This is a genomic window from Vibrio sp. 10N.261.45.E2 (genome assembly GCF_002875705.1).
Classification (GTDB): Bacteria; Pseudomonadota; Gammaproteobacteria; order Enterobacterales; family Vibrionaceae; genus Vibrio.
Genome location: NZ_MCZZ01000145.1, coordinates 1 through 24,963 on the forward strand (window position 1 = coordinate 1; position 24,963 = coordinate 24,963).

Sequence of the window (24,963 nt, forward strand, 5' to 3'; positions counted from 1 at the left end):
GTGCCTTGCCAGCCCTTTCAACTTTGAGTTGCCTTACCCAGCTTTCTAGCGTGGTTTTTCCAATACCCTGGGTTAAAAGTGCGTCTATCACGCTTAGTCATAATGTCACCTGTTTTAGTCTTGAGATGATCATACATCACCTCTTAATCAGGTGGCCAAATTCACTATGCCACTACAGTTGACTTCACCGTTGAAGTTCTCGTTTGGCGAGAAGGTGTAAGTGCCATCACCGTTGTCTTCAAAGACACCGTCAGCGCCACTGTAAGTCACGCTATCTATCTCCACTTCCCCTTCAATATCTGAAGAGTTCGCCAATAGTTGCTCGTTACTGATGGTGATTGAGTTGTCTTCGTGAACCGTGTAAGACGTGCTACCAGCAACCGGTGGATCGTTCTCTGGTGTCACGCTTACATCAATGTTGGCTTGAACCGTATCTGTGCCATCTGACACATCAAAGCTGAAGTTCACATCGCCATTGAAGTTCTCATTTGGTGCAAAGCTGTAGCTTCCGTCGCCATTATCAGTAAGAACGCCATCGGCACCTGTGTAGTTCACACCTTCAACTGATAGGTCATCCCCATCAATGTCAGTCGCACCTGTTAGCAAGTCTTCATCTGTGAAGTTCAAGACGCCGTCTTCGCCAATGCTGAAGGTTTGATCTTGTGGTTGTGGAAGGTCGTTAACTGGATTAACCGTTAGATCAGCCGTCGCAACAAGCGTATCTGTACCGTCGTTGATGTCGAACGTTAAATCAATATCACCATTAAAGTTCGCATCTGGCGTAATGGTAAAGCTACCATCATCGTTAGCAACAACCGTCGCGTCTCCATCAACAGTTAGGTTAGACGCTGTTAGGTCATCGCCATCAACATCACTCGCTTGAGAAAGAAGTTGCTCTTGGCTCAAGGTAATTGAACCATCCTCATCAATGCTGTATGCCAAGTCACCCGATACTGGTGGATCGTTAATTGGCAGAACATCAATGCTCGCAGTCGTTGCCGTCGTTGCACCATCTTCATCAGTAACGACCACATCTAGGCTCACATCACCGTCAAAGTTAGCATTCGGAGCGAAGCTGAATGTGCCATCACCATTGTCAGTAAAGATACCGTCAGCGCCAGTGTAGTTAACGCTATCAATCGCCACTTCGCCTTCAATGTCTGAAGAGTTCGCCAGCAGTTGTTCTGAACTGATGGTGATAACTTCGTCTTCGTTCACTGAGTAGCTCGTAGAACCTGCGATTGGCGGATCGTTCACCTCAAGTACAGTAATTCCAGCAGTGGTTGCCTCTGTTGTACCGTCTTCATCGGTAACCACAACATCAAGGCTGACTTCACCGTTGAAGTTCTCGTTTGGCGAGAAGGTGTAAGTGCCATCGCCGTTGTCTTCAAAGACACCGTCAGCGCCACTGTAAGTCACGCTATCAATCGCAACCTCTCCTTCAATATCTGAAGAGTTTGCTAACAGCTGCTCATTGCTGATCGTAATTGAGTTGTCTTCATGGACGGTGTAAGACGTGCTGCCAGCAACCGGTGGATCGTTCTCTGGCGTCACACTTACATCAATGTTTGCTTGAACCGTATCTGTGCCATCTGACACATCAAAACTGAAGTTCACATCGCCATTGAAGTTCTCATTTGGTGCGAAGGTGTAGCTTCCGTCGCCATTATCGGTAAGCACACCGTCAGTGCCTGTGTAGTTCACACCTTCCACCGACAGGTCATCCCCATCAATGTCAGTCGCACCTGTCAGCAAGTCTTCATCTGTGAAGTTCAAGACGCCGTCTTCACCAATGCTGAACGTTTGATCTTGTGGTTGTGGAAGGTCGTTGACTGGATTAACGGTTAGGTCAGCAGTCGCAACCAGAGTATCTGTGCCGTCGTTGATGTCGAACGTTAAATCAATATCACCATTAAAGTTTGCATCTGGCGTAATGGTAAAGCTACCGTCGTCGTTAGCAACAACCGTCGCATCTCCATCAACAGTTAGGTTAGATGCTGTTAGGTCATCTCCTTCTACATCACTTGCTTGAGCAAGTAACTGCTCTTGGCTCAAGGTAATTGAACTATCTTCCTCTACGCTGTATGCCAAATCACCTGATACTGGAACATCATTGATTGGTAACACATCAACCGTAATATGAGTATCAACTTGAGCGCCGTCTTCATCTTGAATGGTGACATCCAACTGCACTTGGCCATTGAAGTTTTCATTCGGTGCGAAGCTACATGTGCCGTCACCATTGATAGAGAAGATACCGTCTGGACCATCGTAGCTAATCTCAACAAGCTCCACGTCACTTTCGATATCAGATGCGTTCAACAGAACTTGGGACTCATTGAAGGTCAACACCGAGTCTTCATCGATAGTGTATGACGTTGGACCTGCAACTGGCGGATCGTTGACTTCTAGAACCGAGATGCCGGCTGTTGTTGATACGGCAGCATCGTCTTCATCCACAACAACGACATCAAGGCTAACTTCGCCATTGAAGTTCTCGTTTGGAGAGAAGGTGTATGTCCCGTCACCATTGATTTCCAGAACACCGTCACTGCCACTGTAAGTTACACTCTCAATCGCGACTTCCCCTTCGATATCCGAAGAGTTCACCAACAATTGTTCGTTACTGATAGTGATAGAGTTGTCTTCATGAACCGTGTAAGACGTGCTACCCGCAACTGGTGGATCGTTCTCAGGTGTCACGCTTACATCAATGTTAGCGGTTACCGAGTCTGTACCATCTGATACGTTGAACGAGAAGTTCACATCACCATTGAAGTTTTCATTTGGTGCGAAGCTGTATGTGCCATCGCCGTTATCGGTTAGAACGCCGTCTGTGCCAGTGTAAGTGACACCTTCAACACTTAGATCATCGCCTTCGATGTCCGTCGCACCTGTTAACAGATCGTGGTCGTTGAAAGTCAACACACCATCTTCGTTGACTGTGAAGGCTTGATCTTGTGCTTCAGGACCATCATTTACAGGTGAAACTGTCAGTTCTAGGTTGGTTGAAACAACATCATCGCCATCAGATACATCGAACGTAAAGCTAACATCGCCATTGAAATCAGCATCTGGTGTTAACGTGTATGTGCCATCACCGTTATCGGTAATCGTAACGCTGTCATCATCGGTTGCTAAGTTAAGCGCTGTTAACTGATCGCCATCTAGATCACGAGCATTCGCTAACAAGTCCTCTTGCGTAATGACGATTGAACCATCTTCTTCTACTTTTGCGGCAACAGGTAGTGCTTCAGGTGCATGCTCAATGTGCGAACCTGTCGCGTTTATGTAGATAGTTTGAGATACCGTTTCAGAATCATCATTCGATAACTCTGTTGCGGTTGCAGTTACATGAACTTCAAGCTGTTCGTTGAAGTCTTCTGGTAACTGGATTTGTAGTGCATTTTCGATAGCGGTTGTCGGTAAGTTCACCGTACCATCAGGGCCTACTGTTACTTCACCGCTGTAGATTTGGCTGTTCACTTCGCCCACATCGATTGTGAAGTTGAAATCTGCATAGTCAGCGTCCCCACCGCCATACAAATCTTCAAAGCCGTAAACCAGTTCGCCGTCTTCATTGATCGTTGTGCGAGTATGCTCGATACCATCTTGGTTTAGCTGAGAGCTTGAACCACCATGGAAGATCGCGTCACCATTCTGGCCTTGAACCACAGTTTCAGTGCCATCAGCAGCAACAAAGACAAGTTGAGGATCAACTGTATCCATGTTTGCTGGCGAACCATCTGCTGCTCGGAACTCATACTGACCATCTTGCATTGCATCGAAGTCGTTGTGCTGATGTCCGTTTGGAATCAAGAACAGGTTGAAGCTTTCCCCTTCTGAAACTTGGAAGCTAAATTGATCTTGTCCTGGAACAAGGTCACCACCACCGCCAACTTGTGATGCATTCTCGTAAACAACTTCAACACCCGTGATGTTGCCGTCTTCGTCGACTTTGTAGTAACCCGCTGCGTTTTGGTAACCCGCAGTTTCACCTTCAAACGTGACAGTGATTTCAGTATCGTTGTAACTGGTGATACCGTTTTCTTGGTCATTCAGAACGCCTTCGTTATCGTATTGAATAACCGAACCTTCAGGCACACCATCTACAGTTACAGTAAGAGTTTCAGACAAGTCTTGGTCGACAAGTGCAGCCGCAATATTAAGCTCAACAATGCCGCCTGGCTCAACCAAAATCGCTTGGTCATCAACGTTAACGCCATCGCCATCGGTAATCACAAGATCCGGCGCATCCGCAACCGCTTCGATGTGGACATTGAGGTCTTGCTCTACTTCAGTTGTGCCATCAGTCACAGTAAAGCTGAACTGTAGGTCACCACTAAAGTGCTCTTCAGGAACAAAGCTGAACGTGCCGTCGCCGTTATCAGTTACTGTGCCTTCATCACCAGAGTAATTAATGCTGGTAACGCTTAGGTCGTCACCATCAATATCAATCGCACCACTCAATAAATCTTCTTGAGTGAACAGGATGCTGCCATCCTCTTCGATGTGGTACATGCCTGGAGCGACAATTGGAATGTCATTCACCGGATTCACGGTCAATGTCATGTCATTAGACGTACTTAACTCACCATCGCTCACCTCATAAGTGAATGCGATATCACCGTTGAAGTTCTCCGAAGGTGTCACCGTGTAAGTGCCATCGCCATTGTCTACGATGCTCGCATTTGGATCGTTGGTTTCAAGCGCGCTTGCAAACAGCTCATCGCCATCTTGGTCGCTCGCGTTCTCCAACAGCATTTCTTGTGTAACGAGAATTGAACCATCTTCGTCGACATCTGCAACCATTGGGGTTGCTTCTGGCGCATCGTTGACGAACTCAACTTTTAGGTCGATGTTTGCGGCAACGACATCAGTGCCATCGCTCACATCAAACGCTAAGTCAACATTACCGAAGAAGCCCTGCTCTGGTGTTAATGTGTATGTTCCATCGCCATTGTCTGTGACTTCTACCGTGTCGCTTGCGCTCGTTACATTCACAACTGACAGCTCATCACCTTCGATATCTGTTGCTTGTGCTAATAGCTCAGCTTCGGTGATAGTGATCGCTTGACCATCTTCGGTAGTGAAAGACATGTCAGGAACGTCTGGGGCATCATTGATTGGGTTTACAGTTAGGTTGAGGTCAGCTGCAACAGTTTCGATCGCGTCAGTGACATCGTAAGTAAATTCAATTTCACCAAAGAAATCGGCACTTGGTGTAATCGTGAAGCTACCGTCTGAGTTTTCTACAACAACCGCATTTGGATCGTTGGTCGCAAAGTTAACCGCTTCAAGGTTATCACCATCAACATCGGTTGCATTCGCTAACAGGTCCTCTTGAGTAATAGTGATTGAGCCATCTTCGTCAACAGCAGCTTCAATTGGACCACTAACCTCAGGGCCTTCATTGACAATTTCAACGTCAACTCTTGCTGTACTTGGTGCGCTTGCTTGGCCGTCACTGATATCGAAAGTCAGATTCACTTCACCGTAGAAGTCTTCTGCAGGTTCGAAGGTAAAGGTATTATCACCATTATCCGTTAACGTACCTTGTGTTTGATCTGCGAGTAATAGGTTTTCAACATGAAGAATGTCGCCATCAACATCGGTCGCGCCAGACAATAAGTCTTTCGCTTCAATGATCATAGAGCCATTTTCAAGCATTTGGGTATGCAATGGTTCGCCCGGAACCGGCACATCATTGACAGGCACGACCGTTAGGTCTAGGTGCGTTGCAACTTCATCAGTACCATCAAACACCTTATAATCGATGTCGATTTCACCATTGAAGTTTTCATTTGGCATGAAGGTAAACGTACCATCGCCATTATCAACTAGCTCACCATTGTCACCACCGTACGTGATGTCAGAAATAGAAAGCGTATCGCCTTCCACATCTGTGGTGTTCGCTAGCAAGTCATCCGCACTGAACGTGATACCTTCATCTTCGTCTGTCGATAGAACAATCGGGCCAGAAACGATTGGTGCGTCGTTCACCGATTCGAAGTTGATATTGATGATGTTGCTGTCGGTTAGCTCACCATCGGTAACTTGATAACCAAGCTCGATTTCACCGTAGAAGTTCTCATCCGGTGTTACCGTCCAAGTACCGTCACCATTGTCAGTCAGTGTTGCATGCTCTGAGTTTTCACCCACCAGTTCTAAGTTCTGAATATCAAGATCATCACTATCGATGTCTGATGCTTGAGCTAACAACTGTTCCTCAGTTATCACAACAGAAGCAAACTGTGCAGAACCCTCTGTGTCGATAGTGATATTTGGAAGGTCAGCCGTTAACTCGATTTCGTTGTCACCCGCATGGATGTTCAACTCAACCGTTTCAGTAATTTCTGAACCGTCTACCCCAATCGATGTGAATACGGCTTCATCATGACAAGTTTGTGACACTGTCATGTTTTGAACGACGTAAGTACCATTACCTTGCACTGTGCCCAATTCAAAGTAAGACACAGGTTGGTCAACAGTCAGCGTGTAGTCTGTCTCGAACGTACCACGGTCTTCTTTGTGGTAAGTCATCGAGTCAATCATGTCGCCGTCTTCATTGAAGGCGCGAATTTCAACTTCAGTAAAGTGACGCGACTCTTCCATGAACCAACCGCCCAAACCATCTAGGTGGAAGCTGATTTCATTGATGTCTTGACCTTCAACCGAAACAGTCAGTTTCTCATCACCACTTAGGCCTTGACGGTCGGTATCACCAATGCCGTGACCAATGTGCGTATTACCATTCCACGCACCAAGAGGATCATCGTTACTTTGTACCGTAACTGTTAGGTCGCCATCTGAAAACTCGCGAGTGTATGGGTCAACTTCTGTGCCCCAGTCATCTACGCTCGCGTTGTCATCGAAGGTACCAATTTGTGTCGTATGCGTACCATTTGCTAAAGCATCTTCACTAGGAACAAAGCGTACTTCTGTGTCAGCAGGAACTTCTTGCCCTACTTCCAATACCACCCACTCATCATTCACATTAGCTTCGATGATGCCGTTTTCTGGTGCTTGATCTAAACGTAGAGCTGGTTCTTCACGAAGCGTTACACCTACCGTTTGGTCTTCTTGTGCTTGGATGAAGATCTCTTCACCCGCTTCTGGGGCGTCATTGACTGGATTCACGGTGAGATCCAGCGTGGTCAGAACTTCATTCTCACCATCACTGATGCTGTATGTGAAGTCCAACTCGCCATTGAAGTTTTCTGTGTGAGTGATGGTGAATGAACCATCGTCATTAGCAACAATGGTCGCATCTGGATCGTTGGTTTGTAGGTTGGATGCGGTTAGCTCATCACCTTCAACGTCCGTTGCGTTCGCTAGCAACTGTTCCTGAGTAATGGTGATTGAATTGTCTTCATCGACTTCAGCTTGAATGCCCGAAGTTTCTGGACCGTCATTCACAGCAATAACATCGATACCCGCAGTGGTTGTGGCTGTAGCACCGTCTTCGTCAACGACAACAACGTCTAGTGAAATATCACCATCGAAGTTTTCATTTGGCGTAAAGGTAAATGTGCCGTTGCCGTTATCAACAAAAGAACCGTCATCACCCGAGTACGACACTTCAGACAGTGATACATCGCCTTCGACATCGGAAGAGTTTGCCAGTAGCTGTTCAGCACTGATGGTGATTTGGCCATCTTCTTGAACTGTATAAGAGGTTGAGCCCGCAACTGGCGGATCATTCTCAGGAGTAACGCTTACATCAATAACAGCTGGTGTTGAACCTGTGCCATCAGAGACATCGAATGAAAATTGAACCTCACCATTGAAGTTCTCGTTTGGTGCAAAGCTATAAGTGCCATCACCGTTGTCACTCAGAACACCGTCTGCACCTGTATAAAGTACATTTTCAATCGATAGGTCATCACCATCAATATCCGACGCGCCTGCAAGCAGGTCAGCATCCGTGAACAATAATGTACCGTCTTCTTCAATCGTGAACTGTTGATCTTGCGCTTGTGGTAGGTCATTAACCGGATTCACGGTAATGTCTAGACCAACTTGCACCGAACCACCATCGTTATCGATGATATCGAAGCTAAGGTCTAGGTCGCCGTTGTAATCAGCATCAAGTGTAATGGTGTAGCTACCATCCTCATTTTGTTGGATGGTCGCATTTTCATCGGTAGATAGATTGATAGCCTCTAAGTTGTCGCTATCGATATCACCTGCTCGTGCTAACAATTGCTCTTGGCTTAGCGTTATAGAGCTATCTTCATTGATGGTGTAAGCCAAATCGCCCGATACTGGCGCATCATTGATTGGCAATACATCAACGTTAATGTGTGTTTCAACCGTTGCGCCATCTTCATCTTGAATGGTCACACCCAGTTGAACCTGACCATTGAAATTCTCATTAGGCGCAAAGCTGCATGTACCATCACCATTTACAGTGAAGATACCGTCTGAGCCATCGTAGTTAATTCCAACTAGCTCTACATCACCTTCTACATCCGAAGCATTCACAAGAATCTGAGACTCACTGAACGTCAGAACCGAATCTTCATCAATGGTGTATGACGTTGGACCCGCAACAGGTGGATCATTCACTTCAAGAACAGTAATGCCCGCGGTGGTTTCATCAATCGACCCATCTTCATCGGCAACAATAACGTCAAGGCTGATATCACCACTGAAGTTCTCATTAGGTAGGAAGGTATAACTGCCGTCACCATTATCTTGGAATACACCATCTGTGCCGCTGTAAGTGACGCTGTCAATCGACACAGCACCTTCAACGTCAGAAGAGTTTGCTAACAATTGCTCATCAGAAATTGTGATGGCATTGTCTTCGTTGACCATGTACGAGGTTGAGCCCGCAACTGGCGGGTCATTCTCAGGAGTCACACTCACATCAATGTTAGCGCTGACCGTTTCTGTGCCATCAGACACATCAAAACTGAAGTTCACATCGCCATTGAAGTTTTCATTTGGTGCAAAGGTATAAGTACCGTCACCATGGTCGGTCAGTACGCCATCGCCACCTGTGTAGCTAATACCTTCAACGGTTAAGTCATCGCCATCAATATCGGTGGCGCTGGTAAGTAGGTCGGCATCTGTAAATTGCAGCGTACCGTCTTCTTCAATACTGAATTGCTGGTCTTGAGGAACCGGCAAATCATTCACAGGGTTAACCGTAAGATCGGCTGTTGCTTGAACCGTGTCAGTACCATCAGTAATGTTGAATTGAATATCAATGTCACCATTGAAGTTCGCATCTGGCGTGATGGTGAAGCTACCATCATCATTGGCAGTAACTGTTGCGTTACCATCTACCGTTAAGTCGCTCGCGGTTAGGTCTTCGCCCTCAACATCAGACGCTTGAGACAACAGCTGATCTTGGCTCAATGTGATTGAACCATCTTCGTTAACGTTGTACGCCAAATCACCCGATACTGGCGCATCATTGATTGGCAATACGTCAACATTGATGACGGTTTCAACTTCTGCACCATCTTCATCACGAATGGTGACATCAAGCTGTACTTGGCCATTAAAGTTCTCGTTCGGAGCGAAGCTACAAGTACCGTCACCATTTACTGAGAAGATGCCGTCAGGACCATCGTAGCTAATACCAACAAGCTCAACATCCCCTTCAACATCAGAGGCATTTAGTAGCACTTGTGATTCGTTGAAGGTCAGTACTGAATCTTCATCAATGGTGTAAGACGTTGGGCCTGCAACTGGTGGATCGTTTACTTCAAGAACATTGATACCAGCGGTCGTCGCATCGGTAGCACCATCTTCATCAGCAACAACCACATCCAGTGCAATTTCACCGCTAAAGTTTTCATTTGGCGAGAAGGTGTATGTACCATCGCCATTGATTTCCAATACACCGTCACTACCGGAATACGTCACACTGTCGATAGATACATCACCTTCAACATCTGAAGATGTTGCCAACAGTTGTGCATCAGAAATGGTAATCGAATTGTCTTCATTTACGGTGTAAGACGTAGAACCCGCAACTGGTGGGTCGTTTTCAGGAGTCACACTAACATCAATGTTTGCAGACACCGTATCGGTGCCGTCCGACACATCGAAGCTGAAGCTCACATCGCCATTGAAGTTTTCATTTGGCGCAAAGCTGTATGAGCCATCACCATTATCCGTCAGTACACCATCAGTGCCTTCATAGGTGATACCTTCAACAGTTAAGTTATCGCCTTCAACGTCTGTTGCGCCTGTAAGCAGATCCGCGTCTGTGAACTGTAAAGTACCATCTTCTGCAATACTGAACTGCTGATCTTGAGGAACTGGTAGATCATTTACTGGATTAACTGTTAGGTCGGCAGAAGCTTGAACCGTATTGGTACCATCAGAGATATCAAAGCTGATATCGATGTCACCATTGAAGTTCTCATCTGGCGTAATGGTGAAACTACCATCATCGTTAGCAACAACTGTTGCATCACCGTCAACCGTTAGACCGCTAGCCGTTAGGTCATCACCTTCCACGTCAGAAGCTTGCGATAGAAGTTGCTCTTGACTCAAACGGATGGAACCGTCTTCATCTACTGAGTAAGCTAGGTCACCTGATACCGGCGCATCATCCACAGCAGTGACGCTGACATCAATGTTCGCAGATACAGTATCTGTACCATCTGATACATCAAAGCCGAAGTTTACGTCGCCATTGAAGTTTTCATTTGGCGCAAAGGTGTAAGTACCATTGCCGTTGTCGGTCAGGATACCGTCGCCACCATCGTAGGTCACACCCTCAACAGTAAGGTTGTCGCCTTCGATATCTGTTGCTCCAGCAAGAAGATCGGCGTCGGTGAACACAAGAGTGCCATCTTCTTCAATTTCAAACGTTTTATCTTCAGGAACCGGTGCATCATTAATCGGACGTACCGTTAAATCAATTGCGCTACTGATCGTTTCTTGGCCGTCACTGATGTCGAAAGTAAGATCCAGTTCACCATTGAAATCCGCAGAAGGAACAACGGTGAAGGTACCGTCTCCATTGTCTTGAACTGTTGCATCAGCCCCAACTTGAACGTTAGAAGCAACAAGCTCATCTCCATCTACATCACTTGCGTATTCGAGTAATTGTTCTTGAGTGAATGTTATGGAACCATCTTCATCCATGATGTAGGCAAGATCTTGTTCTGCTTCTGGAGCATCGTTTTCGCTCTCTACTTTGATTTTGAACGTTTCACTTACCGTTTCAGAATCAAAGTCATCTTCTACTTCGCTGATGGTCTCTTCGTCAGAAGCTTGAACATCAACTGCAAATGTCTCTTCTACGGTCTGTGAATCGAGGTCATCACTGACTTGTTGGTCATCCGACTCAGAAGATGTCGCACTAGGTGCTGCAGAAGTGCGTGCAGCTTGGCCTTGTTCTTCGTTACCTTCAGCGTCTGCTCCTCCTGAGGCGGCCTCTGCATTGTCGCCACCTACAGCTTGAGCGCCCGCTCCCGAACCGCCGCCACTACCAGCAGCATTCTCTGAGCCAGCTTCTGAAGCTGCCCCACCAGCTACATTGGATTGTGCAGCATCTGAATCTTGATCGCTTTCTGGCGTCTCTTCTTGCACAGCCGCACCAGAAGCTGAGGCATCTTCAGTATTGCCCGCACCACTTGGGTTTTCATCTAAAGCCTGGTTTATTTCGTCTGCCGCATCCGTGTTTTCAGCACCCGTTGCTATTGTCGACGCAATCGTATTTTGTTGATTTTGTTGATTCTGCTGCTGGGAGGGCGTACCCGCGTCGCTCGTGTCCGTTTGTTCTACCGCGTCATTTAGGTCTTCGTTTTGGTTATTTTGGTTATTTTCGCCTGCCATTACAGCCTCCGTTGCTACTAGCTAACTGATCGTATTTAGAAGCATTAAAGGACACCATTTTGAAAAACCAAATTTTTATACAACATTTTTCATATTTTTCTTTTTATGTATAAAGAATCAAAAAAAATTTGAAAACCACCTTTAAAGATCCTTAGTTATTGTGATTAAAGCAATTAAGGCAGTGGAGCGATGATAGACATGACGAATTTGTTGCGCTCGGTTGACAACAACCACAAAGGGCTGCAATTGCTATTGGGCGATTTTTACAATGACTTTTCTGACGCGGCCCTAAATATAGAAAAACTTCATAAAGATAATCGTTTTGATGAACTGAACAGTTACTCAAAAAAATTGAAGACCATCTTAACGCTGCTTTGCGATCAAGACCTTCCGCCCAAAATGGCTAAATTGGAACATTTGAGCAGACACGAGTTCCCTGCGCCGGAAGAGCTTATAGAGGGTATAAAAACTGAATTGCACAACGTCAATCGACAAATCAACCACTTGTTGGATATTAAGGAAGTAATAGATGGCAAGTAACCGAGGTCAGTCATGAGCAATAACCAAATAGAACATCACCTCAGAAAAGCGCTTGTTTCAAATAACGAGGCTTCTAAGGTCACTGCAGATGACACTATTGTGCTTGCTAGTGCCATGACCAGCGTTCATAAAACGTTACTCATTATATTTTTACTCGCTTTGGTCGCTATAGCCGTGGCATCGCAAGCACGTATCGACATTGTTGTGTCTGTACGTGGTGAACTGCTATTGGAGTCCGATGTCGAGAAGGTTCAACATCTAGAAGGCGGGATATTAGAAGAGTTGCTCGTCAGAAAAGGTGAAGTCGTCTACGAAGGCCAACCTATCGCTCGAATTCGCTCACTAGACCGTAACACCCAACTTGATACCGTAAATACTGAAATCATTCAGATAGAACTCGATAAGATTCGTTATGAAAGCTTACGTGACATGGTAGAGCCTAACTTTGATGCTTTCATTGAGAAATATCCAGAGCAAGTTCAGGTCAACATGAACACGTGGAGGCAAGAGTTCTCTAAAAACCGCTCTAACGAAGAACTCATTACACACGATATTAAGCACAAGAATTCTTTAATCAGTTCGATGTTGAAGCGTCGCAAAAGTTCAGAGAATCAGCTCTCTCTGATACGTAAGCAACTCAACATCAAAAACACCCTCTATAAGGAAGAAATGGCGTCTTATGTCGACGTCCTCAACATGAAAGTACAAGAGTCTAATATGGTGCGAGAAATTGAGAACCTTGACGAGTCTGTGATGAATGAGCGTTTTCAACTCGACAAACTAGAAAAACAACATCGTGACTTGGTTGAGAACCGAAACTCAGAATACCAAGCACAAATTATTCAAGCGAATAAAGACCTTAAGTTGAAGCGTATCTTACAACCGCAGCATTCCGACAAAGTTGATCGTCTGATCGTCTACTCTCCAGTGGATGGTGTGGTCGACAAAGTACACTTCAACTTCCGTTCCGCTGTAATCCCACCAGGTGAAAGTATCGCTGATATTGCACCGATCAATAACTCCCTGCACGGTGAAGCGAAGATCCCACGTAAAGACATGGGTTTCGTTGAGATAGGCCAAGCGGTAAAAGTAAAAATGGATACCTATAACTTCGCAAAATACGGGTTCGTTGAGGGAACTATCGCCTCAATTAGCCGCTCATCATACGAAGAAGAAGATGCCGAATTCTATTTGGCAGAGATTGAAATTGACCGAAACTTTCTTGAACGAGGAGGCACTCAATACAAATTATCGCCTTATATGGAATTTACCGCCGATGTGAAAACAGGTTCGCGTCGCGTGATCGAATACGCAGCGAAGCCTGTGATGTCAGCCATCGAAGATGCATTCGATGAGAGGTAGTTAATGAGCGGAAAACCTTCCTACAATATTTCCTTACCAGCATTGCGCTTAAGCATATTCTTTAGTGTGATATTGGCAGCGTTCGCTTTCTATTTATACTTTTCTTGGGCGAAAGTAGATTCGGTTGCGCAAGTGCAAAGCGCCCCCTTGCTCATACAAGCCCAGAAACTTAATCAAACGATAGAACTTGACATACAAACTTTGCAGCACTGCTTAAAAGAGCATAATTGCAGTACTAATGAGTTTGATCCTTCGACTTTGAAAAGTGAGATAGATGAGTTTCGTTCTCTGGCTTCGTTAAACAAAACCGAATTCAGCTTAGTTGGCGCGACTGAATATACTCAACTTGAATTAGCGATTAACCGTTTTTCTGATAGCGCTAAAACACGTAACGATGTACTCGATTTATACCTCTCACTGACTAGCAACTACCTGCAAATGGATGACAACTATCGCACCATGTTTAACAACCATGCGAGCGACTTGATGTCTGAGAAGAACGAGTTCTTTGTGTGGTTGTTTATGGTGGTGGTAGTACTGGCTGTGATCGCAGTCCTGTCCAACGTAGTTGCCATGTTCAAGTTAAAGAAATCCAGCTCTAACGAACGAGAAATCGATTATGAATTCGATGCCTTGTATCAAGAACTTAAGCAGCTAGATTTACAAAGACTTGAAGAGCTTCTCAACGAAGTCAGTATCAATCCGAAGCAACGTCAAATCTACTCTTATCTCAAACTAATCTTCAGTAAATTGGAAGACCAAAAGCGCAATAACGACCTCTACAAACAGCTGTATGCGTTGATCGGCTATGAGATTCGTGGAATCACAAATACCATCAACGGTGGTGTCCAATACCTCGTTCAAGAAACCGATGAGAACGGCGTATTGATGGCGAAGGATATAACCTCTGCATGCAGCACCTTATCTGAGCTAGCAGAAAACTATAATCGATTGATTTCACAGGGTACGGAAAGTAAATCGAAAGAGTTTTCGCTACTCAACGTACTGTCGGAATTGATGATTCATATCAGTGCCAAAGTTCAACGAAATGAAGGTGAACTTGACTGCTTTATCTCTGACAATTTGCCGAATCGTGTTGCAGGCCAATCCACCAGCTTATTCTGGATACTATTCCTTCAGCTTTCTAACGCTATTCAACTCAAATCGAATAAAAAACTGTTTGTGACGATTGAATCGGGTGCAGCGTCAGATATGGAAAATACCCGTGTAACCATTAACCTAAACTTCTTATCAACGCTCGACGTGTCTGTTGCCAAGTTGAATAAACTCCATTGGAGCGTCCACAAAGACCATACGGCCAACACAGATGATTTAGCTAAAAGCGTTCTGAAAGATTACGGGTATTACGAGAGTCATTGGTTCCAATCAGGCACCCAAGAACGTTTTCAAATTGAACTTGATCTCAAGGCTAAGAATTTCCACACAGAGAAAACTCGCTTCGATGGTAAGCGTTTACTGTTATGTGCCAATACTCAAATCCGTATTGATGTGATGAAGAAAATGCTCAGTAACTTAGGACTGGACATCACCGAGGTTCGCACTGCAAACGAGCTTTTCTCTACCGCGAAAACGTTCGGAGATTACGATGCGATTATGCTGACGGATACCTTTGAGCCCAATAAGTTACCCTCACTGAGCAAAACAGTGAAATCCCAACTTAAGAACCACCCAAACACCAAGTTGCTGTTGTCGGTGACCAACACTCAACAAGCACAAGAGTGTCATAGCTTCGTCGACAAGATCATCAACTCCCCTGCTATCCCTTACGAGTTCATTCCAAATCTACTTACCATTATGGAAGCAGAAGCCTCGGAAGAGCAGATGGAAAACAGCTCATTCCTTATCGTGGAAGATGACCGTGTTCAGCAGATCTTGCTCAAACGAATTCTTACTAAACAAGAGTATGAACCAGATACCGTTGGCGATGGTGCCGATGCCGTGAAGCACTTCATGAATAAACGTTCCGACATCATCTTCATGGACTGCATCATGCCAGGAATGGGTGGCATCGAAGCTACAAAACGCATTCGTCAGTTCGAACAAGAAAACGAGAAAAACCCTTGTACCATCATTGGTGCAACCGCATTGACCAGTAGTAACGAACACCAGGCTTGTATTGAGGCCGGAATGGATTACGTGATCAGTAAACCTTATAAAAGCGACCAAATCATCAAGGTGATCAACAAGTATGTTGCGGTACAGAAACTTAACTAGCAGCATAATAGCTGCACTCGCATTCAGCACGACACCTTCAGCATCGGCAACGACCCTGCTAGAGGCGGTAGAGCTTGGCCTGCAAAACAGCCTGTCTCTCCGCGCCAGTGATAAAGGTGTGGAAGAAAACGAGTACAATATTGGTATCAGCCGCTCTAAATTTCTGCCATCCCTCAATGGTGCTGCCGATACCACATGGAATGAGAATGAAACCTTGCTATCGAGTGTGCCCGATGAAACTTCCAGCTATAACTCAAACAGCTACAGCCTTTCGCTTTCCCAGTCCATATTCAACCTTGGCGACATTTTCAAATATGGGACTGCCAAACTCGACTTCAATATTGAAGAGATTAAGCACGAGAACAAAATCCAAAGCACTATTTCGGAAATCGGGTCTCAATACTTTGAGTATTTGAAAAACAACGCTCAAATCAAAGCGACTAAGGTTGAACTGAAATCATCTGAAACACGTGAACATCAAATGCGACGTAATGTCGAGCTAGGTAATACTGCGGCCAGTGAACTGTACGAAGTTATCGCCCAAAAAGAAGGTGTGTCGAACCGTTTAAGAACCTTGCAGAAAGATCGACGTGTCATTCTTAACGGACTCTCTATACAAATTCAATACCCTATAACCCCATCGCAAGACATCTATGAAAGCGTGCCTCTAAAAGAAATAAACGAAACCGAACAACGCTCGATTATGGATCAAGCGTTAAAGCTCAATAACGATTTGTTGGTAGCAAAGAAAAACGTCGAGAGAAGCCGTAGAAGCTTGAAAGAGAGCGGTTCAAACTTCTTACCAACCGTATCGCTTTCAGCCAGCTATCGACATGATGACGCTAATAACTACGACAAAACCGACATCACTGCAACGGGTGAAAGTAACTCAACCAGTGTTGGCTTAAACCTTGCCGTACCTATCTTGTCTGGTGGTACGGATTACTACGGTTATCAAAAATCATCAACTGCCATAGAACGTACCGAGCTGCTTTACCAAGACTCGCTTTACACCACACGCAACAGCGTTAATACCTCAGTACTCAACATTAATGATTTCTCACAGTCTATCAGCAGTTACGAGAACATCATTCGCGCCAACTACGCGTCTTATAAAGGGATACAAAGGGCATATCAGTTAGGTACTCGTACCATTACCGACCTACTTGCCGCTGAAAGTAAGTTATTTAGTGCCTTACGAGACTACGAAAGTGCGCGATACGACTACATCATTGAGACCATCAAGCTTGAGCAAATCAAAGGCGTACTATCGATTCAATCTATCGAAAGTGTGATGCAACTAATGAGCGATATTGAGGGACGAGACAATCAAGATTTGGTGCCAAAACACCTTCTATCAACTTCGTCGTTGAAGGCAGGAGGTCGCAATGCAAACTGAGCAGTTTTCGCAAAAAATCAATATGGCAGATAAGTGTTATCTGACTTTCTCTACGATAATTTCTACCTTGTTTGGCTTGGTGCTGCCCTTCTCTATTCTGATCATATTTGACCGAGTGTTACCCAACCAAGCACAAGATACTTTGTTCTTATTGTTCGCTATTATTTTGATTTCTATCTTCCTCGACTATCACCTAAAAAGTCAGGAAGAGAAAATATCATCCGTCATTATGAGGCAGTTTGAGACCAACCTAACCAACAAAGTGTTCCAATCCATTTGTTTGGCGGAGATATCTAAATTCCGACGTTTAGAACCGGGGGAATACCTAGAACGGATCTCAACTATCCCTGAACTTAAAACCTTCTTCGGTGGAGAATCGGTTCGAGCACTGATCAACCTTGCTGTTAGTGTTATCACCATACTTATCATCGGCCTCATAAACATATGGGCTGGGGTGACACTTCTAATTGCCTCTGCCGTTTTAGCGATTTTCGCGTGGAGTCTTTCTAAACAAAAGATTGGCAGCCTACAAAACAAGTCTGATATAGAGGGCTTAACCACCTCAAAAATCATCGAGATAATCTCGAGTCCACTGGATATCAAAGCTCGAAACATGGAATACCGAGTTGAAAGCCTAATGACTCAAATGGTCGAAGAGCGCGAAGTTGAGAACATCAAATATGAACAGATCGAATCGAACTTTGGCTTGATACTAGCGCTTATCCAACAGCTCTCCATTGCATGTGTTGTGGTGGTCTTGGCTACGGCCGTAATCAACATGGAATCGAGCCAAGGCATCATGGCCGCGATCATTATGCTAACCAACCGTTACTTTGCTCCCTACCAACAAGTGATGCGTACCGCGAGCCGCTGGGAATTGAACAAGCTCCATATCCAACGTATCGCTGATCTCCTTGAGTTGGCAGCCTCTGTTGAGCACCAACATGAAACAACAGAAGTCGAACGTATTTCGGTTAAGTATTCTGAAAAACAACGTATTGAATTCGAACTCGGCCAAGCCTATTTACTGACGGGGAAAAGTGGTTCGGGTAAGACCCACCTCGCTAACTGTATTACGCGTCAGAACAATGATAGCAAACTGGATATCATGATTAACGACACGCCTCTCGATGAGGTTAACTACAACGTTTGGCGTAACAGCGTACTCATGGTTGATAAGACCAGTTCGTTCGTGGAAGGAACCATAATAGATAACCTCACTTGCTTCCGACCAAGCTTGAACAACACGGCATTTGCACTGTGTGAAACCATGAATATCAAGGCACAAATCGATGGGCTTCCTGCGGGTTTTTACACGGAACTCAAAGGTCATATGCGTAACCCATTCTCGCGCCAAGTTGGTTACGCTCTGTTATTGGTTCGCGCACTGCTTGCCAGTAAACGTGTATTGATATTTGATGACATCGATTGTGTGTTCGATGAGGAATTTGCACGAGTGGTACTGACCAGTACAGCTTATCGTGCCAATGACAAGATCCTAATCATCGCCAGCAATAAAATGGATAAACTAAACCACCGCCTCAAACGCGTAAAACTTACCGGAGGTGACCAATGAGTATCCTAGTAGACTTCAATAATGTTCCACAGCGAGTTTTGGACTTTGAAGCCAGTGGTTATGATGAACGCTATAGTCAGTCACCACTGATTCGCGGCTTAGCTTACACCTTGATAGCATTAGAATGGGAAGGCACACCTTCTATCCTTAGCGACGCGTTTATTCCAAAGCCGAAAGATGGCGACAGTTTTACTGCGACGATAGAGCGCCTTGGATACCGTTGTGATGTGACAAAGCTAAAAACACTCGAAAATATCGATAAGCACCCTCACCCATGCTTTATTGAAATAGAAAATCTAAGTGCGATCTTCTTAGGCACTAAAGATGGAAAGTTGCTCCTATTTGATTACACAAACAACAACACCATTGAATATCCAATGTGCAAGAAGCCGTGCTTACTGATTTCTATTAGCGAATACTCTCGCTTATTCCGCGAACCACCACCAGAATCGCAAGACAGGAGCAACTGGATTAAATACGCTTTTTATCGTTACAACAATGAACTAAAAAGTCTGATCATTCTCAGCTTCGTGATCAGTATTCTCGGTGCGTTACAGCCCTTCTTTATTATGAGTGTTTATAACTTCGCGCTCACTTCGAGCTCTGAGGCGACACTGTATTGGTTAACATTATTTGCCATCATTGTCGGCTTCTCTGAATACTTCTTTAAGAAAATGCGGGTCAACATCATTGCCACTTCCGGTAAAGATCTCGCCGTGCACATCTCACAAGCCGTTATCTCTAAGCTGCTGTGGCTACCTTACGCGATGACATCAACAGCCGGAGTCTCTTCACAGTTAGCACGTTTGAAAGATATCGATACGTTCCGACGTTTAGTGACCGCAGAATCAACCCTCAGCTATTTTGATATGCCATTTGTTATCGTATTTATCATCGCCATCGCTTTGATGTCTGGTACTGCAGCACTAGTAGTGATGGGTGGATTGATACTGATGCTCGTGTTCTGTATTTACTCACGTTATATATACTCTCAAGCCACCTCTAAAAGCTCGCGCGCCAATGCGATGGTCTCGTATCAATGGAATGAGATTCTTCGTGGTATCAAGACGATCCAAGGTCTGCCTTTACTGCGCGTGGTTCAATCTCGCTTTAGTGCCTCACATTTGCAAAGCACCAGTGACGCAGAAAACGTTGCCGTGACTAACAGTAAGATCCAGGCAGCTGGCGGCAGTTTGATTCAAGTGATTGGTACAGCAAGTATCGTGACCGCCGTAATTGGCGTAATGGAAGGCACTTCTGATGCTGGTGCTATGCTCGCGACCGTTATTTTGGTTTGGAAAGCGTTAGGTCCAATCATGGGTATCTACAACTCAATTTCTAAATTCCAATCGATCAAAGCGTCATCAGCACAGATAAACAACTTGATGTCGATGAACGATGACAAATTGACCTTAGAGAAAAGCCCGCCTATTCGCCTATTCCAAGGCAGCATTGTGGGCAGCGGTGTCAGCCACCGATATGCGGGAGCGGCAACTGGCTTAACCAACCTCGGTTTCAAAGTGCCACCCAGTGCCAAAGTCGTCATTTGTGGTCCTACGGGTTGCGGCAAAACCACGCTCATATCGATCATTGCTGGGCTAGAAGACCGCTATCAAGGCGCTGTATCTGTCGATGGCTACAACATCAAACAGTTCAATAGCTACCGTTATCGCACGTCGATTAACTACATCCCTTTTAATCTGCATATTTTTGAAGGCTCATTAGAGACCAACTTCATTCTGCACAACGGTTTGATACCTACCGAGAAGATGCAAGAGATGGTCAGCTTCTTCGAGTTAGATGAATGGCTACCAGAAGGCTTAGCGACTCAATTAAGTGTCGACAAATGCAAAAGCCTTCCCAATGGCATTCAACAAAAATTACGTCTCGTGCTTGGCCTGGGTAACTGTGAGCAATCTCTGATAATCATTGACGAACCGTTCAATGGTACTGAAAACGAAAATGCACAATATTTTAACCGTTTGTTCAGCGATAAGTTGCTGAATAAAACTGTCATTTTTTCAACCAATGACCCCGGTTTGATCGCGACATCAAACATGAGTTTGGTATTAGAGCCGGATGGAAATTTGAAATATTTTGGCTTAACAGACAAATACTTAAACAGTTTAAGTTAAATACAACGATGCTTATTCACAGATTACTCGTTTGACATATGGATGTAATTGACAAAATCATAAGCGAGAGGGATGATTCGCTTTAGCATTACACGTAACAAGGAAGCAAATGTACACATTCGTTGCAGACAAGCTTGATGTGGCTTACTTATCCGCAATTCCTGAGAATCATATATTTCAGGGCTGTGATGTGCCTGAAGAAGAAATCGAACTCCGAGAAATCATTGAGATTTGGTACGAGAGTTCATTCCTGCCCGCTTTCAACCTACAGAAGATTGAGATCGCAAACAAACCAGAGTTCACCATCATACAAACACACGTTTTGAACAATGATACGAGCACGCTCGCATTCCTACTCAAAAACAGAGTGTATCGCGCTGCACTTAACAGAGTACTCGGTGTTTGGACGTTAGAACCCTCAGCAAAAAAGATTTTAGAACGGCTTCTGTTCGAGTTAAACCTCGATAACAATCGCCCTCATTAGTAAACCTTTTAAGTAATTCATCAATAAGTATGAAATTAAACAAACTGTCAGACGCTATAATTTACTAAAAAATATCGTATTTCAAAATAAGCTCTGGAATCACAAGAACTTATACCCCTCCCACACTTCTATTAAATTTACCGTTTCAAAGTTTCCATATCGGCATTTTTATTCTACTGTTTTTATATAAAAACAGTTGGATGGATCCTTATATGGCGATTACGGTCTGGAATAACCTTTCAGTCAAACATAAACTCTTTGGCTTAGTTCTACTTCCCATTTCATTATTACTCTTTCTAGCCGGTAGACAGGCTTACATATTAACGACTCAGTTAACCGATTTTGAACGAACCAATCAGTTGTCTGTGTATCTTCAAGATATTTCGGTCTTATATAGAAGCACTTTGGCTTCTAACCCCGAGGAGTTTGCCACTCAAAGCAATCAAGTAAAGGCAGAACTTAAAAACTTGTCTCCCCTCGTTTTTTTAGATTCCTCTGACGAAATGAATCAACTTGTTGCCGATTTCAGCGAAGCGACCTTATCGACAATACAAGCCACAGACAGCTACGATAAATTAGATGCCCTTGAGTGGCAGAGCGATTTATACAAGCAACTGTTACTTGAGGTAGAAAAAGTTCCTTTCGAAAACACCAAACGCGAAATTCAACAACACCTTACAGCCCTACAACAACTTGAATGGTTGATGTTTTGGTCGAACGAAGAGTTTAAGCTTGGTAGTTCACTGATTGAGATATTCCAAAGCAGCCAAGAGTACGACCCAGAACTCGCTGAGCAGATCGAAACATTAAGTGAAAGACAGCAATTGTTCTTAGAACGATTTGTTTCATTGAATGCCAATGAGCATCAAGTGTCGTTAATGGTTGAAGTATTTCGAAATGATGTGTTTGCACAAAGCCAAGAGATCAGAAGCGCCCTACTCGATCTAAATGCAATTAGCCAACTGACCCCACAAGAAGTGTCTGTCGGCTTAGAGGCAATGAGCGCTCGACTCAACCTGTTACAAAGTCTTGGTAGTGTAATCAAGCAAGAGTTCCAACAAGAAGTTGAGCAAGCCATCGATGACGCACAAATACAGCGAACCCTATTTATTACAATCGTTGCCCTTCTCGCGATGACGGTTATGGGGTTAACTCTAAGTTTGGCAAGACAAGTCACCAACAATCTGAATCTGGTGTTAGCTTTCTTAAAAAGCGAAAATGATGAAACGCGCCCTTCTTTAGAGAAATTAATCCAAGGTAAAGATGAACTCAGTCTGTTTGCTCAGCAAGTTGAACGCTTAACCATCGAACGTGAACTCGCTAAAGAAAGACTGACAGTCGCCAAAGAGGACGCGGAGAAAGCCAAAGAAGACGCAGAGCAAGCGAAAGACCACGCGATACAAGCCAGCAAAGCAAAAAGTAGCTTCCTGGCAAACATGTCTCACGAGATTCGCACCCCACTCAACGGGGTTATTGGTATTTCGGAAATCCTCGCAGATACGCCTCTTACACCAACACAACGCGATTATGTTGATACCATTGAGACCTCATCTCAGCTGCTCCTGAGCCTTATTAACGACATTTTGGACTTCTCTAAAATTGAATCTGGCATGTTGTTGATCTGTCCACATTCAGCATCGATTCGAGAATCCATTTACGACATTGCTTCAATTGTTGCGCCTAAAGCCAAAGAGCAGAAAATATCACTCAACGTCGATATTAGCCCTGACACTCCGGCACGTGTGATGATCGATGACCACCGATTAAGACAGATTTTGATGAACTTCATGTCGAACGCAGTGAAGTTCACGGCCAAGGGTGGCGTGACATTATCAATCCAAACGCTCAACAGATCAGAAAATAATGCAACCATCCGATTTTCTGTACGAGACACTGGGATTGGTATCGATTCGCAGCAACAAAAACAGATATTTGAACCTTTTGCTCAAGAAGATGATTCAACCACACGTCAATTTGGTGGTACAGGTCTTGGCCTAGCCATCAGTACGCAATTGGTTGAACTTATGGGCGGACAGATTCAACTCGACTCTGTAAAAGGTGAAGGTAGTTGTTTCTACTTCGATTTAGAATTGCCTGTTGATTTGATACTGCCAAAACCAAGTACAGCAACGGCCGATATTTATGTTCTCGGTAACGAAAACATGCTCTCTGAACGAATTGAATCCGACCTTAACCTGTATGGCTTGCAAGTTACTCGCAAAACCAATGACACAACAGTTATTACAGAACAACTCACCACTCAAAAACACACGAAACCAATCACCATCGTTTTCGCTGAAGATGACGCATTCCTAGCTAATGACCACGCAGATAACTTAGCTAAACTGCACCAAAACGGCATCACTATCTGTTTGATACGCTCTTTCTTAAGTGACCCTGCAGATCTTGGAGACAACGTTACTGCACAGGTCGCTCAGCCCCTACTCGGCTTACGTTTAATTAAAGCTATTGAGCTTTGTGATACACGAGGTTTGGCGGAGTTATCAGAAGCGAGCCAACAACAGTTAGAGATCCAACACAAAATACTCATCGTCGAAGACAACAAGATCAACCAGAAGATTGCTGGTCTTCATGTAGGAAAGAGTGGTTTCGAATTTGAGTTCGCGAATAACGGTCAAGAAGCCATAGACATGTTCACCGCTAACCCTCATTACGCTGCGATACTCATGGATTGCATGATGCCTGTTATGGATGGTTTCAACGCAACAAGCAACATCCGACGAATAGAAAAAGAAACGGGTGCGACGCGACGTATCCCTATCATTGCATTGACCGCCAGTGTGATTGATGACGATATTCAGAAGTGTTTCGACGTAGGTATGGATGATTATGTACCAAAACCATTCAAGTTCGAGATGCTTAAAGAGAAAGTCCTCACAGCAGTTGAAGCGATGCCACTGCCTGCTTCCAATAAAGCTCAACCGAAGCAACAACCCGCAACGGTCACTCCGATTCTCAACGCAGCAGGTGCAAAACGTACTTTGCCAGAAGAAACAGAACAAACTGCAATTCCAAGTAAATCGGAGAGAATTCTACTAGTCGAAGACAATCGAGTGAACCAGAAAGTGGCTTCTGTGATGCTGAAAAAAGCGGGTTATGCCTTTGAAATTGCAGACAACGGGCAAATCGCTGTAGACATGTACCGAAACGACAGTAGCTTCGACATCATTCTGATGGATTGCATGATGCCTGTTATGGACGGCTTCACCGCAACGAGAGAGATCAGAAAGCATGAGAAAAACCTCGGCTTAAGCAAAACTCCTATTATCGCGTTAACTGCCAGTGTTATCGATGATGATATTCAAAAGTGCTTTGATTCAGGCATGGATGGATACGTAGCGAAGCCCGTAAGAAAAGAAAAGCTGTTCCATCAAATAGAAAGTGCGACTTGTTAGGAGACACC

General features: G+C 44.6%; 8 protein-coding genes and 1 pseudogene. 8 read left to right on the top strand and 1 reads right to left on the bottom strand.

Translation table 11 applies throughout. The annotated features are described in order from the left end of the window. Nucleotides 1–177: 177 nt before the first annotated feature. Nucleotides 178–11,808: pseudogene (locus BCT34_RS18835) on the bottom strand (tandem-95 repeat protein); the annotation flags it as partial. A gap of 189 nt (nt 11,809–11,997) precedes the next feature. Between BCT34_RS18835 and BCT34_RS18840 the strand changes: the two are divergent. The 8 genes from BCT34_RS18840 to BCT34_RS18875 all read left to right on the top strand — a co-directional run bounded on the left by BCT34_RS18840 (nt 11,998) and on the right by BCT34_RS18875 (nt 24,955). After that, nucleotides 11,998–12,348, top strand: a complete 351-nt coding sequence (locus tag BCT34_RS18840) for a hypothetical protein (protein WP_076651835.1) — start codon at nt 11,998–12,000, stop codon at nt 12,346–12,348. Nucleotides 12,349–12,360: 12 nt separating this feature from the next. Further along, entirely contained in the window at nt 12,361–13,710 is a 1,350-nt protein-coding gene (locus BCT34_RS18845) for an HlyD family type I secretion periplasmic adaptor subunit (RefSeq protein ID WP_076651834.1), read from the top strand. A gap of 3 nt (nt 13,711–13,713) precedes the next feature. Further along, on the top strand, nt 13,714–15,945 hold the full coding sequence (locus BCT34_RS18850) for a response regulator (RefSeq protein WP_076651833.1): 2,232 nt from the start codon (nt 13,714–13,716) through the stop codon (nt 15,943–15,945). Beyond that, nucleotides 15,920–17,344: a TolC family protein gene (locus BCT34_RS18855; RefSeq protein ID WP_076651832.1), complete on the top strand. Its 1,425-nt coding sequence runs from the start codon at nt 15,920–15,922 to the stop codon at nt 17,342–17,344. The genes BCT34_RS18850 and BCT34_RS18855 overlap by 26 nt, the downstream gene beginning before the upstream one ends. Beyond that, nucleotides 17,334–18,920 (top strand): ABC transporter transmembrane domain-containing protein, encoded by a 1,587-nt coding sequence (locus BCT34_RS18860; protein WP_076651831.1) that lies wholly within the window; start codon nt 17,334–17,336, stop codon nt 18,918–18,920. Before BCT34_RS18855 ends, BCT34_RS18860 begins: the two co-directional genes overlap by 11 nt. Beyond that, nucleotides 18,917–21,055: an ATP-binding cassette domain-containing protein gene (locus tag BCT34_RS18865; RefSeq protein WP_076651830.1), complete on the top strand. Its 2,139-nt coding sequence runs from the start codon at nt 18,917–18,919 to the stop codon at nt 21,053–21,055. The genes BCT34_RS18860 and BCT34_RS18865 overlap by 4 nt, the downstream gene beginning before the upstream one ends. 109 nt (nt 21,056–21,164) lie before the next feature. Then, nucleotides 21,165–21,539, top strand: coding sequence for a hypothetical protein (locus BCT34_RS18870; protein ID WP_076651829.1), 375 nt, complete (start codon nt 21,165–21,167; stop codon nt 21,537–21,539). 212 nt (nt 21,540–21,751) lie between these two features. Continuing rightward, nucleotides 21,752–24,955: a response regulator gene (locus tag BCT34_RS18875; RefSeq protein ID WP_076654770.1), complete on the top strand. Its 3,204-nt coding sequence runs from the start codon at nt 21,752–21,754 to the stop codon at nt 24,953–24,955. Nucleotides 24,956–24,963 lie beyond the last annotated feature (8 nt).

Excerpts from the sequence above, each read along its gene's own strand:
- BCT34_RS18865 (WP_076651830.1), top strand. The coding sequence starts at position 18,917 with ATGAGTATCCTAGTAGACTTCAATAATGTTCCACAGCGAGTTTTGGAC.
- BCT34_RS18850 (WP_076651833.1), top strand. The coding sequence starts at position 13,714 with ATGAGCGGAAAACCTTCCTACAATATTTCCTTACCAGCATTGCGCTTA.
- BCT34_RS18860 (WP_076651831.1), top strand. The coding sequence starts at position 17,334 with ATGCAAACTGAGCAGTTTTCGCAAAAAATCAATATGGCAGATAAGTGT.
- BCT34_RS18845 (WP_076651834.1), top strand. The coding sequence starts at position 12,361 with ATGAGCAATAACCAAATAGAACATCACCTCAGAAAAGCGCTTGTTTCA.
- BCT34_RS18870 (WP_076651829.1), top strand. The coding sequence starts at position 21,165 with ATGTACACATTCGTTGCAGACAAGCTTGATGTGGCTTACTTATCCGCA.
- BCT34_RS18840 (WP_076651835.1), top strand. The coding sequence starts at position 11,998 with ATGATAGACATGACGAATTTGTTGCGCTCGGTTGACAACAACCACAAA.
- BCT34_RS18855 (WP_076651832.1), top strand. The coding sequence starts at position 15,920 with ATGTTGCGGTACAGAAACTTAACTAGCAGCATAATAGCTGCACTCGCA.
- BCT34_RS18875 (WP_076654770.1), top strand. The coding sequence starts at position 21,752 with ATGGCGATTACGGTCTGGAATAACCTTTCAGTCAAACATAAACTCTTT.